Genomic DNA, 16,281 nt, shown 5'->3' on the forward strand with positions numbered 1-16,281 from the left:
ATCGAATATTTAGTTAGGCTATCTAAGCAATGACCTCCGAGAACCTGCACGAGACCGCCACCGAACTGCGCCTCGCCACGTTCCGACTCGCCCGCCGGCTGCGCTCCGTGCGCGCCGTGGACAGCCGCAACACGGCAATGAGCGATGCCCAGCTCGGCGTGCTCGCCGCGCTCCGCGCGCACGGGCGCCACTCCCTCACCGCCCTCGCCGACCGGGAGCGCGTCACGGCGCCGACCATGAGCGCCCTCGTGACGGGCCTCGAGGAGCAGGGCTACGCGATCCGGATCCCCGACGAGGTGGATCGGCGCCGCGTGCACGTGGAGATCACGCCCGCAGGCGAGACCGTCGTGACGGAGACCTTCGAGCGTCGCACCCGGCTGCTGATGGCCGAGATCACCGAGCTCGACCTCACCGACGACGAGCTGCGGGTGCTGCACGAAGCCAGCATCCTGATGCGGAAGCTGGCCGAGCTGTGAGTCAGATGTTCCGCTCCTTCGGGGCCTTCAACTACCGGATCTGGTTCTTCGGCGCGATCATCTCGAACATCGGCGGCTGGATGCAGTCGACCGCGCAGGACTGGGTCGTGCTCACCGAGCTCACGCACAACGACGCGACGGCGATGGGCGCGACCATGGCGCTGCAGTTCGGGCCGCCCCTGGTGCTGGTCGGGCTCACGGGCCGGGTCGCCGACCGCTTCGACCGGCGTCGGATCCTGCTCGTCACGCAGAGCACGCTGATGGCGCTCGCCATCGCGGTCGCCGTGCTCCTGCTCACGCACGTGATGACGCTGCCGTTGATGCTCGTGTTCGCGGCGTGCTTCGGCATCGCGAACGCGTTCGACGCCCCCGCCCGGCAGGCGTTCGTCTCCGACATGGTCTCGATGGAGAACGCCTCGAACGCGGTCGCGCTGAACTCCGCGTCCTTCAACATGGCGCGGCTGATCGGCCCCGCCGTCGGCGGTCTCGCGATCGTCGCGCTCGGATCCGGCTGGGTGTTCGTCGCCAATGCGGCCACGTTCCTCGCGATGATCGTGGCGCTGCTCCTGATCCGCACCCGCGAGCTCATGCCGCGCCCGAAGAACCGCCGCGCCGGCGGACTCATCGTGGGCATGCGGTACGTGGGCAGCCGCCCGGACCTCGTGGTCGTCTTCGCGATGGTCTTCCTCATCGGCGCGTTCGGCATGAACTTCCCGATCTTCGCGTCGACCATGGCGCTCGAGTTCCACAAGCAGGCCGACGGCTACGGTGTGCTCAGCTCGGTGCTCGCGATCGGATCCCTCACCGGGGCGCTGCTGGCCGCCCGCCGCGATCGCGCCAGGGTGCGGGTGCTGATGATCGCCGCCGGCGGGTTCGGCGTCGCCTCGATCGTGTCGGCGCAGATGCCGACCTACGTCTCCTACGCGGTCACGCTCGTGTTCGTCGGATTCTCCACGGTGACCATGCTGACGACGGCGAACGGCTACGTGCAGACGACGACGGATCCGGCCCTGCGCGGCCGGGTGCTCGCGTTGTACATGGCCGTGGTGATGGGAGCGACACCGATCGGCGCCCCGATCGCCGGCTGGGTGGCCGACGCCTTCGGGCCACGTGCGGCGATCATGGTCGGCGGCACCGCCGGGCTCCTGTCATTCGCGATCGGCGCGGCGTGGATGCTCTACTCCGGGCGGCTGCACCGCCGGGAGGAGTCCCGTTTCCTGCTCACGCTCGACGAGACGCGGCCGGTGCGGGTGGTGGAGGCGATGCGGCGCGCGGTGACCCCGCCGATCACGAGCGCGACCACGCCGATCCGGGTCGAGCCGCGCGCCGCGGGCTCGGGCGACGACGCGTGAGCGGCGCATCCTCGGCCGAGGACGCCCGCGGCCGTCGGTCGCCGCTGCCCGCGCTCGGTGCGCTCTCGGCGTTCGGCCCGCTCTCCATGGATCTGTACATCCCTGCACTGCCCCAGCTCGGGCGGGACCTGCACACCACCGAGACCCTCGCCCAGGTGACCATGAGCGCATGCCTCATCGGGCTCGCACTCGGGCAGCTGCTGTGGGGCCCGATCAGCGACCGCTACGGGCGCCGACGCCCGCTGCTGTGGGCGGTCGCCGGGTTCGCCCTCGCCTCCCTCGTGTGCGCCCTCTCGCCGTCGATCGAGCTGCTGATCGCGGTGCGCCTGCTGCAGGGTCTCTGCGGCGCGGCGGGGATGGTGATCGCCCGCGCGGTCGTGCACGACGTGTACGAGGGTGCGGAGGCGACGGCGGGCTTCGCCGCGCTCACGGCGATCGCCGGCGCAGCACCCGTGCTCGCCCCGCTGCTCGGAGGCCTGCTGCTGACGTTCACGGACTGGCGCGGTCTGTTCGTCGCGCTCGGCGTGATCGGCGCGCTGCTCCTGCTGACGGCGGCGCTCGCGGTGCCCGAGACCCACCCCCGCGCGGAGCGCACCACGGGCGGGCTCGGCAATGACCTGCGCGGGATCGGAGCGGCCCTCGGCAACGGGCCGTTCCTGGTGTTCGCCCTCACTCTGGGGCTCGCCGCGGGAGGGTTCTTCACCTACCTGCAGATGTCGTCGTTCGTGCTGCAGAACCAGTTCGGCGTCGACGCTCAGGGCTTCGCACTCATCTTCGCGATGAACTCCGGCGGCATCGTGCTGGGGGCCTGGCTCAGCCGCCGCCTCGCACGCCGCTCCGACGGGCGCCGCTTCGACGGTCGCCGCGTCGTGCTGACCTCGCTCGCCCTCGGCACTGCCGCGGCCGCGGCGGTGCTGGCGAGCGCGCTGCTGCACAGCCCGTTGCCGTGGCTGCTCGCGCCGCTCTTCGTGCTCGTCGGCCTGCACGGCGTGAACAACCCGACGCTGACCGCGCTGGCGCTGTCCCGCATCACGCGCGGGGCGGGATCCGCCTCCGCTGTCCTCGGCACGCTCTCGGCCCTGCTGGGTGCTCTGGTGCCGCCGCTGCTCTCGCGCGCCGGAGCGTCGGCCGCTCTCATGGGCGGGACGATGCTGGTCGCCTTCGCCGCCGCACTCGTGCTGCTGGCTGCGACCGGGCGGATCACACGCGCACGGGACCGGCCTGATCCACCGGCCTGAACGGATCCGGACCGCGCATCCGCTCTCGCCTCCGCTCCCCCGCTGCCGCTCCGTGGTCGCCGCTCCGTGGTCGCCACCTGCGGCCAGGCACTCGGCCCGGACGCGATCCAGGTCCGCTGAGCAGTCCGGATCTGCGAAGTTCTTACGGATCCGTGATCTCGCCGCCCCGGGGATCCTGCGGATTCGTACGCTGAGAGCATGACCGGATCCGCTTCGCGTGACAGGGCAGGGGCCGCCGCAGCCGGCATCGCCTCCGCCCTGCTGGGGATCGGCGCGGGCGAGCTCATCGCGACGCTGCTGGCGCCGCAGTCCAGCCCGTTCGCGGTCGTCGGCGGCACCCTGATCGACGCCGCACCAGCCTGGGCGAAGGACACGGCGATCGCCTGGTTCGGCACCGGGGACAAGGCGGCACTGCTCACCGGGATCGCGATCGTGCTGCTCGCCGCCGCGGCCGCGCTGGGGCTCGGCGAGCGACTCCGAAGCGGCATCGGAGTCGCCGGTTTCGTGGCGCTCGGGGCCGCGGTCTCGCTGATCGCCCCGCTCCGCGCCGACGCCGCCACCCTCTCCTGGCTGCCCGCGCTGTTGTCCGGGATCGTCGCCGCCCTCGTGCTGCGCATGCTCCTGCGGCGGCTGCCTGACCGGCGCCTACCCGACCGTGAGACTGCATCTGCGTCTCGAGACAGCAGACGAGAACTGCAGTCTCGAGACGGAGATGCAGTCTCACGGCCCTCGGGCGAGGTGGCGCCGGGCTCGCCGGAATGGCAGGACGCGCCACCCGCCCCTCACGAGACACCCGCATCCTCGCCCGAACCCGCCGCCCCTGCCGCTTCGCAGTCCTGGGGCGAGGAGATTCCGACCGCACCCGACGGGCTGTCCGCGCCCGTGGCTCCCCGTGCGACGAACGAGGCGACCCGCCGCCGCTTCCTGGCCTGGACCGTCGGCACCGCCGCCGTCGGGATCCTCGCGGCCGTCGCCGCCACGGCGGCGCGGGCCGGATCCGTCGCCGTCGGCACGGTGCGCAGCGCGCTGCACCTGCCCCGGCCCGCGGTGCCCGCCGCTCCGGTCCCGGCCGGCGCCGCGCTGAAGGTCGACGGCCTGAGCCCGCTGATCACCCCGAACGCCGACTTCTACCGCATCGACACCGCGCTCGTCGTGCCGCAGGTGGATCCCGCGACCTGGCGGCTGCGCATCCACGGCATGGTCGCGCACGAGGTGGAGCTCACCTGGGACGAGCTGCTGGCGCTCCCGCTCGTGGAGAGCGCCGCCACGCTGTCCTGCGTGTCGAACGAGGTCGGCGGCGACCTCATCGGCAACGCCGTGTGGCTCGGCTACCCGATCCGCGAGCTGCTCGCGAGGGCGCAGCCGTCCGCCGACGCCGACATGGTGCTCTCGACCTCCGCGGACGGCTTCACGGCGGGCACCCCGCTGGAGGCCCTGACCGACGACCGGGCCGCGCTGCTCGCGATCGGCATGAACGGCCAGCCGCTGCCTTTCGAGCACGGGTTCCCGGTGCGCATGGTGGTGCCGGGTCTGTACGGCTACGTCTCGGCGACGAAATGGGTCACGGATCTGGAGGTCACCCGCTTCGACCGGGCGACCGCGTACTGGACGGCGCGCGGCTGGTCGGAGCGCGGCCCGATCAAGCTCGAGTCGCGCATCGACGTGCCTCGAGGCCCCGTCCCTGCCGGCGACACGGTGATCGCCGGGGTCGCGTGGCAGCCGCATGCCGGCGTCTCCGCCGTCGAGGTGCAGGTCGACGACGGTCCGTGGCAGCGCGCCGAGCTCGCCCCGGCGATCTCGGCCGACACCTGGGTGCAATGGCGGCTGCCGTGGAAGGCGACCGCCGGCCAGCGCACCGTCCGCTGCCGGGCCATCGGCGCCGACGGCACCGTGCAGACCGCGGACGTCGCACCCCCGGCGCCGGACGGTGCGACGGGCTGGCACACGATCGGGGTGACGGTCAACGCCTGAGCCGGCGCAGGATCCTCACGGAATCCAAACGCTTCACTTCCTTCACGAATTTGTGAAATCGGCGTAGCATCGCAGCCATGAACACGATCATCCGCACCGACGGCCTGACCAAGCACTACGGCCGCGTGCATGCGCTCGACGGACTGGACCTCAGCGTCGACGAGGGCCAGGTGCACGGCTTCCTCGGCCCGAACGGGGCCGGCAAGTCCACCACGATCAGAATCCTGCTGGGTCTCGCCCGCAGGACCGGCGGGTCCGCCACCGTCTTCGGGGAGGATCCCTGGACATCGGCCGTGGGCATCCACCGCCGCGTCGCATACGTGCCCGGCGACGTCAGCGTCTGGCCGAATCTCTCCGGAGGCGAGGCGATCGACTTCCTCGCACGCCTCCGGGGAGCTGCGACCAAGGACCCCTCCTACCGCGCGGAGCGGGAGCGCCTCATGACGGCGTTCCAGTTCGACCCGCGTAAGAAGGGCCGCGCCTATTCGAAGGGCAACCGGCAGAAGGTCGCGCTGATCGCCGCCTTCGCCGTCCCCGCCGACCTGTACATCCTCGACGAGCCGACCAGCGGGCTGGATCCCCTCATGGAGGTCGTCTTCCGCGACGAGGTGCAGCGAATCAGGAGCCGCGGCGCGACCGTGCTGCTCTCCAGCCACATCCTGTCGGAGGTCGAGCTGCTCTGCGATCGCGTCAGCATCATCCGCGCCGGGCGGATCGTGGAATCCGGCACGCTCTCGGAGCTGCGCCACCTCACGCGCACCGAGGTGTCGTTCGAGGCCGCCGACGACGCCGCCCTGGCCGGGATCCCCGGCGCGCACGACGGCACGTTCGACGATGGCCGGGTCCGGTTCACGGTCGACAGCGACGCGGTCCCGTCGGTGCTGCCCGTGCTCGCGCAGCGCAGCGTCGCGGGCCTGCGCATCGAGCCGCCCTCCCTGGAGGAGCTGTTCCTTCGGCACTACGGCGACGACCTGGCCGCTCTGCGAGCCGCCGAAGAGGACGGCGGCACCCGCGCCTCGCGTCGCGCCGCCATGAAGGAGTCATGATGGGCGCCCTGCTCCGGCAGCGCCTGCGCCGCGACTGGCTGCAGGTGCTGCTCTGGATCCTCGCCACGGTCCTGATGGCCGCCGCCGGCTACTCGGGCGTGACCCAGTCCTACGCCACCCACACCGATCGGGTCGAGGTGCTCTCGGCGGTCATGGCGAACCCCGTCATCATGATGTTCCGCGGGCTCCCCTCCGGAGCCTCGGAGGGGCAGTTCCTCTCGTTCGAGGTCCTGCCGTGGCTCACGATGCTCGCCGCACTGATGAGCACCTTCCTCGCCGTCCGCCACACCCGCGGCGACGAGGAGGCGGGCCGCACGGAACTCGTCGCGGCCACCCCCGTGGGGCGCGCACTGCCGACCGTCGCCACGATCATCCACGGCGTAAGCGCGAACATCGTCCTCGGCGTCCTGGTGGCGGTGACACTGATCGGGTCCAAGCTCGACGCGACCGGATCCTGGCTCATGGGCGCGACCTCCGCGACGACGGGCATCGCCTTCCTGGGCATCGGCCTGCTGGCCGCGCAGCTCATGCGCACCTCCCGCGGGGCCAACGCGCTCACCGTGTGGATCCTGGTCGGCACGTTCCTGGTGAACGGGATCGGCAATGTCGCGGGCACGCCCAGCGACGACCTCACCCGCATCACGAGCTCGGGGCTCGTCTGGGCCTCGCCGTTCGGCTGGGCCGAGCAGGCGCGCCCGTACGACGCGAACGACGGCTGGCCCGCGCTGCTCGGGCTCGCATTCGGGCTGCTGCTGGCGATCGTCGCCGTGGCGCTGCAGTCGGCGCGCGACATCGGCGAGGGCTTCGTCCCGGCTCGCCCCGGCCGCGTGCACGCCCGGCCCGCGCTGTCGACGCCGCACGCGCTCGTGTGGCGGCTGACCAACGGCGCGATCATCGGTTGGGCCGTCGGCGGCGCGCTCACCGGCGTGCTCGCCACCAAGCTGTCCGGGCTCGCCGGGCAGATCTCGGGGCAGAACCCCGCGGTGCAGCAGATCCTCGACAAGATCGGCAAGGCCGGCAACCTCGAGGAGACCGTCGTCTCGGTGTTCTTCACGATGATGGGGATCCTGGCCGCATGCGCCGCCGTGCAGATCGTCGCGCGCGCGAGGCAGGAGGAGGCGCACGGCACCGCCGAGAGCGTGCTCGCACAGCCCGTCGGACGGGTGCGGTGGCTGCGGGACTACCTGCTGGTGGCGACGTTCGCGATCGCGATCATCGTCGCGGCGGCGATCCTCGCGGGCTACGCCGGACTCGTCGGCAACAAGGACGCGTCGTCGCTGATGCAGGTCGTCACCGTGGTCGGACTCGGGCAGGGCCTCGCCGCCTGCGTGTTCACCGTGCTCACCGGGATCGCATTCGTACTGCTGCCGCGCGGCACGGTCCCCGTCGCGTGGGCGCTCGTGCTCGTGGCCACGCTGTTCGGCCTGTTCGGTCCGCTGTTCGGGCTGCCGGAGTGGACCACGCGGTTCTCTCCGTTCTCGGTCACCCCGATCGTGACGAACGGCGACGTGGACCTGCGCGGGACGTGGTGGCTCGTGCTGGTGGTCGCGGCCGGTGCGACCGCGGCGCTCGCTCTGATGCGCCGCCGCGAACTCCGGACCGCGGGATGATGGGCTCATGAAGGAGCAGGATCCGGCGCCGCTCGTGCACCACGGGGTCGATGCCGCGGAGGCCGCGGCGGCGATGATCGCCGCCGTCGGCTTCCCGCGCATGCCGGGACGCGTGATGATGGCGCTCATCGCCGCGCCCGCGGATGGATACACCGCGGCGGAGCTGGCCGAACGGCTGGGCATCAGCGCGGCCGCGGTGTCGGGGGCGGTGCGCTACCTGCAGACGATCCAGGTGATCCGTCGCGTCTCCCGGCCCGATCGCCGGCGCGACCACTACGTCATCATCCCGGACACCTGGTACGGGCTGATGACGAACAACGGCCCGATCTACGAGCGCCTCGCCGCGCACATCGAGGCGATCGGGGCGGAGCACGCCGACGACCATGCCGCCCGGGATCGGGCCTCGGAGATGGCGGAGTTCTTCCGGTTCATGGCGCGGCGCATGCCGCAGCTGATCGACGAGTGGGAGGCCCTGCGCGCCGAGCGCCGCACCACCGAGTGACGAGCACTCGCCTGTCCCGACGGAGTCGTTGAGCGAGTCCCGACGGGGTCGCTGAGCGAGCACGGCCGAAGGGCGCGCGAGACGAAACGCGGCCACTCGCCAGGGCACCGCGTTTCGTCTCAGTCGCCTTCGGCGTCTTCGCTCAACGACCCCGACCGGACGTACCCGAGCCGCGGGCGTCAGCCGCCGAGCACCACGCGGAGCTGCTCGAGCGCCCAGTCCAGCTCGGTCGCGCGCACCACGATGGGCGGGGCGATGCGGATCGTCTGGCCGTGGGTGTCCTTCACGAGCACGCCACGGTCCAGCAGCTTCTCCGCGATCTCACGTCCGGTGCCGCGCGACGGATCGATGTCGACCCCGGCCCACAGACCGGCGACGCGCACCTCGGTCACGCCGTGGCCGAGGAACGCCTCGAGGCCGGCGCGCAGGTGCTCCCCCAGCGCGCGGGCGCGCTCCTGGAACTCCCCGGACTCGAGCATCTCGACCGCGCGCAGCCCGACGGCCGCGGCGAGCGGATTGCCGCCGAACGTGGATCCGTGCTCGCCCGGACGGATGACGCCCAGCACGTCCTCGTTCCCGACGACGGCCGAGACGGGCAGCAGCCCGCCGCCGAGCGCCTTGCCGAGCAGGTACAGGTCGGGCACGACGCCCTCGCGATCGCACGCGAAGGTCTCGCCGACGCGTCCGAGCCCGGACTGGATCTCGTCGGCGATGAACAGCACGTTCCGCTCGTCGCAGATCTCCCGGATCCGCCGCAGGTAGCCGTCGGGCGGGATGATCACGCCGCCCTCGCCCTGGATGGGCTCGACGAGCACGGCGACGGTGTCATCGGTGATCGCCGCCGCGATCGCCTCGGCATCGGCGTAGGGCACCGCGTCGAAGCCGGGCGTGAACGGACCGAAGCCGTCACGCGCCGACTCGTCGTCGCTGAAGCCGACGATGGTCGTGGTGCGGCCGTGGAAGTTGCCGTGCGCCACGATGATGCGCGCCGCGTCCTGGCGCACGCCCTTGACACGGTAGCCCCAGGCGCGGGCGACCTTGATGCCGGTCTCGACGGCCTCGGCGCCGGTGTTCATCGGCAGCACCAGATCCTTGCCGCACAGCCGGGCGAGAGCCGCGGCGAACGGCTCGAGCCGGTCGTTGCGGAAGGCGCGGCTGGTGAGCGCGACCCGGCCCAGCTGCTCCTCGAGGGCGGCGACGAGCGCGGGGTGACGGTGACCGAAGTTCACCGCGGAGTACGCCGCGAGCAGGTCGAGGTAGCGCTTGCCCTCGACGTCGGTCACCCATGCGCCCTCGGCACGGGCGATCGTGACATCGAGCGGGGCGTAGTTGCGCGCCACGTGCGGCTCGGCGCCGGCGTGCGGATCCTGCCCGGCGATCGTGCCGTGCTCCGCGTACTCCCTGACCTGCTCCGGCGTCATCACGCGCCCCGCAGTTCCAGGGTGCAGCACTTGATGCCGCCGCCGCCGAGCAGCAGCTCGCTGAGGTCGACCATGAGGGGGTTGTAGCCGCGCTCGCGCAGCTGCTTCTCGAAGCCGGTCGCGCGCGGCGAGATGATCACGTTGTAGCCGTCGCTCGCCGAGTTCAGGCCGAACACGGCGCCGTCCTCGTCCGAGACCAGGATCGCGTCCGGGAAGCGCTCCTCGAGGATCGCGCGGCTGGCGTCGTCGAAGGCGTGCGGCAGGTACGCGATGTTCGCGGTGGCCGGGCCGCCGTTCTCCTCGCCGATCACCGGGTCGAGCACGGTCAGCGCGGTGTCGAGGTGGTAGAAGCGCGGGTCGACGAGCGTCAGCGTGACGACCTCGCGACCGAAGACCTCGCTCACCTCGCGGTGGCTGTCGCCGGCGGAACGGAAGCCCGTACCGGCCAGGATCACGTCGCCGGCGAGCAGGAAGTCGCCCTCGCCCTCGTTGATCTCCTTCGGCATCACGGTGTCGAAGCCGTGAGTGCGGAACCAGTCGGCGAACGCGGGGGACTCGCCCTGGCGCTGCTCGTAGTAGAACGACGGCACGTAGGCACGGCCGCCGATCACGAAGCCGCCGTTGGCCGTGTAGACCATGTCGGGGTAGCCGGCGAGCGGCTCGATGAGCTCGACCTCGTGCCCCAGCTCGAGGTACAGGTCGTACAGCTTCTGCCACTGCGCGACGGCCTTGGCCGTGTCGGTGGGGTTCGCCGGCTCCATCCACGGGTTGATGCTGTAGTTCACCGTGAAGTGCTCGGGCTTGCACATCAGGTACCGGCGGTGGTGCGCGGTACGGGCCGGCGTGGCGGTAGCGGTCTCAGGCGTCGACATGAGGCTCCTCGGAATCTTCGGTCGCGGCGGACGCTGTCCTGAGGCCCGGCGGTCCTTCGATCCGTTGTGCGGAGAAGATGCGACACGGGCACGCCGCCGCCCATTGTCTCACCCGAGCCTGGATATGGCCCTCACGGCGCGGCCGCGGCCGAAGGCGGCCGATGTCAGCCCGGCAGCGTGTCGCCGATCGCGCGCAGGTAGCGGTCGGCGTCGAAGTCCTCCAGAAGCGCGGTCTGCACCGCCGCACCCTGCACCAGTCCGACGATCAGAAGCGCCATCCCCTGGGCCCAGGCCTCGGGATCGGAAGGAACCGGATCCGGCTGCGTGCGGGACCAGGCCACCATCGACTGCACGAACACCTGGCGCACTTCCGGGAAGACCCGGGACACGAGCGCGCGCAGCTCCGGATCCGTCACCGCCTCACCCCAGGTCTGCACGATCAGCGGCAGCGTGGCGATCTCGCGCAGACCACGGATCGTCATCACCGCCAGCTCACGCGGCGACCTCGGCGCGGGCCGCCCGTCGGCGCCGACGCCGATCTCGGCGATGCGCTCGCCGAGCACGGTCTCGGCGACCGCCTCGAGCAGTTCCTGCTTGCCGGCGAAGTAGCCGTAGATCGCCCCCGCCGACGAACCCGACTCGGCGATGATGTCGGCCATCGACGTCCGCTGATATCCGGTCCGCCCGAACGACCGCATGGCTGCGGCGATGATCTCGGCGCGACGCTCCTGCTTGCGCTCTGCGCTGATCTTCGGCATCGGGACCTCCTGGCTTGACTTCTCACTCTCTCAAGTGAACTATACAAAACGAACATTCATTCTGTTTGGAGTCCTCGTGAACACCGCACCGCGCAACGTTCTGCACACGACCTGGCCCCGTGCCGTCCTCACCGCCCTCGGCGCCTGCCTGATCGTCGGCGTGGTCCTCCTCGGCTTCGCCTGGCCCTCGGTCACCGCCTCGCCGAAGAACCTCCCGGTCGGCATCGTCGGATCCGACGCCCAGGTGACCCAGGTCGAGAAGGCGATCGCCGAGAAGGCCGACGGCGCGGTGAAGCTCTCGGTGTACGACGATCGCGCCGCCGCCGTCGCCGCGATCAAGAGCCGCCACGCCTATGGTGCGATCGTGCTCGGAGCCGCTCCGACGGACGCACCCGAGATCCTCACCTCCTCGGCGGCGAGCACCGCGGCCGCGCAGCTGCTGACGGGACTCGGCACCGGGCTGCAGGCGCAGATCGACGCGCAGATCCGCAGCACGGTCGAGAAGAACGTGCAGAAGGCGGCGGCCGCAGGCCCCGCGGGTGCCGCCGCGCTGCAGAAGCTCACGATCCCGACCGTGACGGTCGTGGTGAACGACGTCGTGCCGCTCGCGGACTCCGACCCGCGCGGCACCGGCATCGCCGCGGCCATGTTCCCGCTGACGCTCGGCGGCATGCTGGGCGCGATGGTGGTCTCGTTCGCCATCAAGGGCAACTGGCGGCGGCTGGCCGGGCTCGCCGTCTATGCGGTCGGCGCGGGCCTGGTGCTGACCTCGATCCTGCAGGCCTGGTTCGGCGCCCTGCAGGGAGACTTCCTGACGAACGCCGCGGCCATCGCCCTGTCGATCGCCGCGGTCTCGGCGCCGATCGTGGGGCTGTACAGCCTGATCGGCACCCCCGGGCTGGGGCTCGGCGCCGGGTTCACGCTGCTGATCGCGAATCCGCTGTCGGCCGCGACGATGCCGGTGGAGTTCCTGGCGACGCCATGGGGATCGTTCGGTCAGGCCCTCGCGCCGGGCGCCGCGGGCACCCTGATCCGCACGCTCTCGTACTTCCCCGACGCGGCCACCGGCACGCAATGGACGACGCTCGCGATCTGGGCCGGCGCAGGGCTCCTGCTGCTCGCGCTGAGCGGTGTGCGGCGACCCGCCTCTGCCGCGGCGGGGCTGTCGTCGACCTCGTCCGCGCAGCCGGCCACCGCCTGACCCGGCGCGTCAGATCACCCCCGCGCTCCAGTCGTCGGGGTTGCCGTAGCGGTGCGCGGTGATCGCGATGGCCTGCTCGTGCAGGAACGGCAGCAGCTCGATGCGGCCTGCGGTGGTCACCTCGCCGGCGAAGATCGCCAGATCAGGATCCCCCTGCACCGCCTCTGCGAGCGCGGCGTGCAGCGCCGCGACGTCGTCCGCCGCGCCCACGATGCGCACGCGGTTCGGCCGCGCCGGCGCACCCTCCACAGCGGGTTCCTTCTCGCTTCCGTCGCGTTCTCTGCCGCTTTCCGTCAGGCTTTCCGGCAGTTTCTGCGACGGGAGCAGATCGGATCCGTGCGCCGTCACCGCCGGCCCCGTGAACCGCTGGGTCCACTCCGCGTCGCTCTCCACGAACACGGTGACACCGGCCTCCCCCAGCACGCGGCGCACCGCAGCAGGCAGGCCGATCGGCGACGACAGGGTGAACGCTCCCCCGCCGCGGATCGCCGCGATCGCCACCCGCAGCAGCGCGCGCAGGGGCGCCTCGCCCGTGGCTCGCACGGCGACGGGCACCGAGCGGTACCGGAACAGATTGCGCTCCACGCCGAGGCGCGAGACGTCGCGCACGCGCCCGAATTCGCGATCCCAGGCCAGCGCATCCGACAGGGCCGCCCGGCGCAGCCACTCGAACGCCGTGTAGTCCAGCGACGGCTGGGCCGCCTCGATGAGTGCGGTGATGCGAGAGTCCAGCCCGCGCAGATGCAGGGTCGTGGATCCGGCCCCGCCGGTGTCCCGCCAGGATCCGAGCCCGATCAGGTGGTTCGGCCCGCCCGCCTTCGCGCCGGTGCCGACCGAGGAGCGCTTCCACCCGCCGAAGGGCTGACGCTGCACGATGGCGCCGGTGATGCCCCGGTTCACGGAGAGGTTGCCGGCCTGGACGCGGTCGAGCCAGAGGGCCAGGTCGTCCGGATCCTGCGTGTGCAGCCCCGCCGTGAGCCCGTAGTCCACCGCGTTCTGCAACTCGACCGCCCGCGCGAGCGTCGGGGCGTGCATGATGCCGAGGACCGGACCGAAGAACTCCTCGCGATGGAAGCGCGATCCCGGCTGCACGCCGAGACGGATGCCCGGCGTCCACAGCCGCCCCTCCGATCCGGGGATCTCGCGCGGCTTCAGCAGCCACTTCTCGTCGGGACCGAGCTCGGTGAGCGCCCACTGCAGCTTGCCCTGCGGCGGTTCGATCACCGGCCCGACCTCGGCGCGCGGATCCTCGGGCCACGCCACCCGCATCGACCGGGTCGCGTCGACGAGCTGGCGCGCGAACCGCTTCGACCGCCCCACGGGTCCCACCAGGATCGCGAGCGACGCGGCGGAGCACTTCTGCCCGGCGTGCGCGAACGCGCTCTTCACGAGGTCGGCCACAGCGAGATCCAGATCCGCCGACGGGGCGATCACGATCGCGTTCTTCCCGCTCGTCTCGGCGTGCAGAGCCAGATCGTGCCGCCAGCTGCGGAACAGCGCGGCGGTCTCGAAGGATCCGGTGAGGATCACCCGGTCGACCTCGGGGTGCGCGATGAGCGCCCGGCCGAGCTCGCCCTCGGAGATGTCGACGAAGGCGAGCAGGTCGCGCGGGATCCCCGCATCCCACAGCGCAGCCGCGATCACGGCCGCCGAACGCCGGGCCTGCGGCGCCGGCTTGAACACGACACCGGATCCCGCGGCGAGCGCGGCGAGCACGCCGCCCGCGGGGATCGACAGCGGGAAGTTCCAGGGCGGGGCCACCACGGTGACGCGGGACGGCACGAACGCGGCCCCGGGGATCGCGTCGAGCTCGCGGGCCTTGGCGGCGTAGTAGCGCGCGAAATCGACGGCCTCGCTGACCTCCACATCACCCTCGGAGATCACTTTGCCCGTCTCGGCGGCAGCGACCTCGATGAGCTCGGCGCGACGCGACTCGAGCACCGCGGCGACTCGCAGCAGCACCTCGCCGCGCTCGGCGGCCGGTCGAACACTCCACGCTCCCGCCGCAGCCCGCACGCGGGACAGGATCCGCTCCAGCTCCGCCTCTTCGGTGACGCGCGCGCTGCGCACGATCCCGTCGCCTGTCGTAGACCCCGGGATCCGGGCGAGGATCTCACGGGCCCACTCGCGGTTCGCCGGCAGCGCCGGATCGCTGTCCACGGCATTGCGGAAGCCGGGCGCGCCCGCAGCGACGGCGGACTCGTCCTCGCGCGCGGCGAACACGGCCGTCTCGACGAAGGTGTCGCCGGGATCCACGGCCTCGGCGATGCCGAGCACGGCCTGCGTGAGGGCGGCGGACTCCGTGTCGGGATCCGTGGTGAGCGCGGTGGGCTCGTGCACCGGGGCGAGCCGGTTCTGACGGCGGCGCGGACGCGCGAGCAGCGCGGGATCGGCGGAGCGCTCGAGCGACAGCGCGAACCGGTTGATCTCGCGATCGAGTGCATCCGGATCCTCATGCAGCCGGAACGCCGCGGAGAGGAAGTTCTCCGGGGAGGCGGTCTCCTCGAGCCGTCGCACGAGATAGCTGATCGCGACGTCGAACTCCTGCGGCTTGACGACCGGCACGTACAGCAGCACGTGCCCGACCTCGCGACTCACCGCCTCGACCTGCCCCTGGGCCATGCCGAGCAGCATCTCGAACTCGATCGGCACGGATCCGGATCCGTCGTCACCGATCTCGGGTCGCACCCCGCGATCGCCGGCGAGCAGCCACGCGTACGCGATGTCGAAGAGGTTGTGACCCGCGATGCCGATGCGCACGGCCCGCACCGATTCGGGCGTGAGCGCCGCGTCCAGGCAGCGCAGGTAGTTCGCATCGGTGTCGATCTTGGTGTCGTAGGGGGCGGGCGTCCAGCCGTGCAACGCGGCCTCGACCCGCTCCATGGCGAGGTTGGCGCCCTTCACGAGGCGCACCTTGATCGGCGCACCGCCGTGGTCGACGCGATCCTTCGCCCAGGCGGTGAGCTCGCGCAGCGCCGGCAGGGCGTCGGGCAGGTAGGCCTGCAGCACGATGCCCGCTTCGAGGTCCTTCAACCGCGGATCCTCCATGATGCGCGTGAACACCGCGATGGTGAGGTCGAGGTCGCGGTACTCCTCCATGTCGAGGTTGATGAATGTCCTGCGGCTCTTGGGGCTCGCCGAGGCCCACGGATCCCCCGCCGCCGTCAGATACAGCGGCAGCAGCCGCTCCGCCACCTGCTCGACGACCTCGTCGAACGCCCACATCGAGATGCGGCTCACGACCGCCGAGACCTTGACCGAGACGTAGTCGACGTCGTCGCGGCGGATGAGATCGTGGATCCCGTCGAGGCGGCGCTGCGCCTCGTCCTCTCCGAGCACGGCCTCGCCGAGCAGGTTGAGGTTCAGGCGGGCGCCGGTCGAGCGCAACTTGGCGATCGCGGGGCCGAGCTTGGCCGGGCGGGCATCGGCGATGAGGTGGCCGACCATCTCGCGCAGCACCGTGCGGGCGATCGGCACCGTCGGCGCGGGGATCCCCTGCGCGACCAGGCCGCCCGCACGGACGGCCGCCCGCAGATACCAGGGCAGGAAGCCGGGCACGAGGGGAGCCACCCTGTGCAGTCCGGAGGCCGCCGCACCCAGGCTCTCCGGCCGCATCACGTCGTCGACGAAGCCGAGTGTGAACGGCAGCCCGTTCGGATCCCGCAGCACCCTGGCGAGCCGCTCGGCGGCCGGATCCGCATGCGAGGAGGCGGCCTCGTCGATCCAGCGCTGAGCCAGGGCCACGGCCCGGCGCGCGCGCTCGGTCTCCGAGGCGTTCAGCCACTGCGGCATCGGTTTCGTCCTTCCCGCCCCGCGCCGTCGGGTGGGCGCGGA

12 protein-coding genes are annotated in these 16,281 nt (G+C 71.8%); 8 read left to right on the forward strand and 4 right to left on the reverse strand.

Annotation, left to right across the window (positions count from 1 at the left end):
- The first annotated feature begins 29 nt into the window (after positions 1–29).
- The 7 genes from ACFWCK_RS12440 to ACFWCK_RS12470 all read left to right on the forward strand — a co-directional run bounded on the left by ACFWCK_RS12440 (position 30) and on the right by ACFWCK_RS12470 (position 8,195).
- The gene (locus ACFWCK_RS12440) at positions 30–476 is read left to right on the forward strand and encodes a MarR family winged helix-turn-helix transcriptional regulator (RefSeq protein ID WP_378806123.1); all 447 of its coding nucleotides are present in this window, start codon (positions 30–32) and stop codon (positions 474–476) included.
- Positions 477–481: 5 nt separating this feature from the next.
- On the forward strand, positions 482–1,828 hold the full coding sequence (locus ACFWCK_RS12445; protein WP_378806746.1) for an MFS transporter: 1,347 nt from the start codon (positions 482–484) through the stop codon (positions 1,826–1,828).
- Complete coding sequence (locus ACFWCK_RS12450; RefSeq protein ID WP_378806125.1) at positions 1,825–3,066, forward strand: multidrug effflux MFS transporter; 1,242 nt, start codon at positions 1,825–1,827, stop codon at positions 3,064–3,066. The genes ACFWCK_RS12445 and ACFWCK_RS12450 overlap by 4 nt, the downstream gene beginning before the upstream one ends.
- 198 nt (positions 3,067–3,264) lie before the next feature.
- A complete protein-coding gene (locus ACFWCK_RS12455) occupies positions 3,265–5,037 on the forward strand; it encodes a molybdopterin-dependent oxidoreductase (protein WP_378806127.1) in 1,773 nt (590 codons plus the stop codon).
- Between the two features lie 77 nt (positions 5,038–5,114).
- The gene (locus ACFWCK_RS12460) at positions 5,115–6,083 is read left to right on the forward strand and encodes an ABC transporter ATP-binding protein (protein ID WP_233311226.1); all 969 of its coding nucleotides are present in this window, start codon (positions 5,115–5,117) and stop codon (positions 6,081–6,083) included.
- A complete protein-coding gene (locus ACFWCK_RS12465; RefSeq protein WP_378806128.1) occupies positions 6,083–7,693 on the forward strand; it encodes an ABC transporter permease in 1,611 nt (536 codons plus the stop codon). Before ACFWCK_RS12460 ends, ACFWCK_RS12465 begins: the two co-directional genes overlap by 1 nt.
- 7 nt (positions 7,694–7,700) lie before the next feature.
- Positions 7,701–8,195: a GbsR/MarR family transcriptional regulator gene (locus ACFWCK_RS12470; protein WP_378806129.1), complete on the forward strand. Its 495-nt coding sequence runs from the start codon at positions 7,701–7,703 to the stop codon at positions 8,193–8,195.
- A gap of 179 nt (positions 8,196–8,374) precedes the next feature.
- Here ACFWCK_RS12470 and rocD read toward each other — a convergent pair whose 3' ends face one another.
- The 3 genes from rocD to ACFWCK_RS12485 all read right to left on the reverse strand — a co-directional run bounded on the left by rocD (position 8,375) and on the right by ACFWCK_RS12485 (position 11,246).
- Positions 8,375–9,616: an ornithine--oxo-acid transaminase gene (gene rocD / locus ACFWCK_RS12475; protein ID WP_378806131.1), complete on the reverse strand. Its 1,242-nt coding sequence runs from the start codon at positions 9,614–9,616 to the stop codon at positions 8,375–8,377.
- The gene (ddaH, locus tag ACFWCK_RS12480) at positions 9,616–10,488 is read right to left on the reverse strand and encodes a dimethylargininase (RefSeq protein WP_233311230.1); all 873 of its coding nucleotides are present in this window, start codon (positions 10,486–10,488) and stop codon (positions 9,616–9,618) included. Before ddaH ends, rocD begins: the two co-directional genes overlap by 1 nt.
- 164 nt (positions 10,489–10,652) lie before the next feature.
- The gene (locus tag ACFWCK_RS12485) at positions 10,653–11,246 is read right to left on the reverse strand and encodes a TetR/AcrR family transcriptional regulator (RefSeq protein ID WP_233311231.1); all 594 of its coding nucleotides are present in this window, start codon (positions 11,244–11,246) and stop codon (positions 10,653–10,655) included.
- A gap of 76 nt (positions 11,247–11,322) precedes the next feature.
- Between ACFWCK_RS12485 and ACFWCK_RS12490 the strand changes: the two genes are divergently transcribed.
- Positions 11,323–12,447: a hypothetical protein gene (locus ACFWCK_RS12490; protein WP_378806133.1), complete on the forward strand. Its 1,125-nt coding sequence runs from the start codon at positions 11,323–11,325 to the stop codon at positions 12,445–12,447.
- Between the two features lie 9 nt (positions 12,448–12,456).
- On the opposite strand, the gene ACFWCK_RS12495 is transcribed toward ACFWCK_RS12490, so the two are convergent.
- A complete protein-coding gene (locus ACFWCK_RS12495) occupies positions 12,457–16,239 on the reverse strand; it encodes a proline dehydrogenase family protein (protein ID WP_378806134.1) in 3,783 nt (1,260 codons plus the stop codon).
- Between the last annotated feature and the right edge of the window lie 42 nt (positions 16,240–16,281).

This window comes from Microbacterium sp. NPDC060117 (genome assembly GCF_042729315.1).
In the GTDB taxonomy this organism is placed as follows: domain Bacteria; phylum Actinomycetota; class Actinomycetes; order Actinomycetales; family Microbacteriaceae; genus Microbacterium.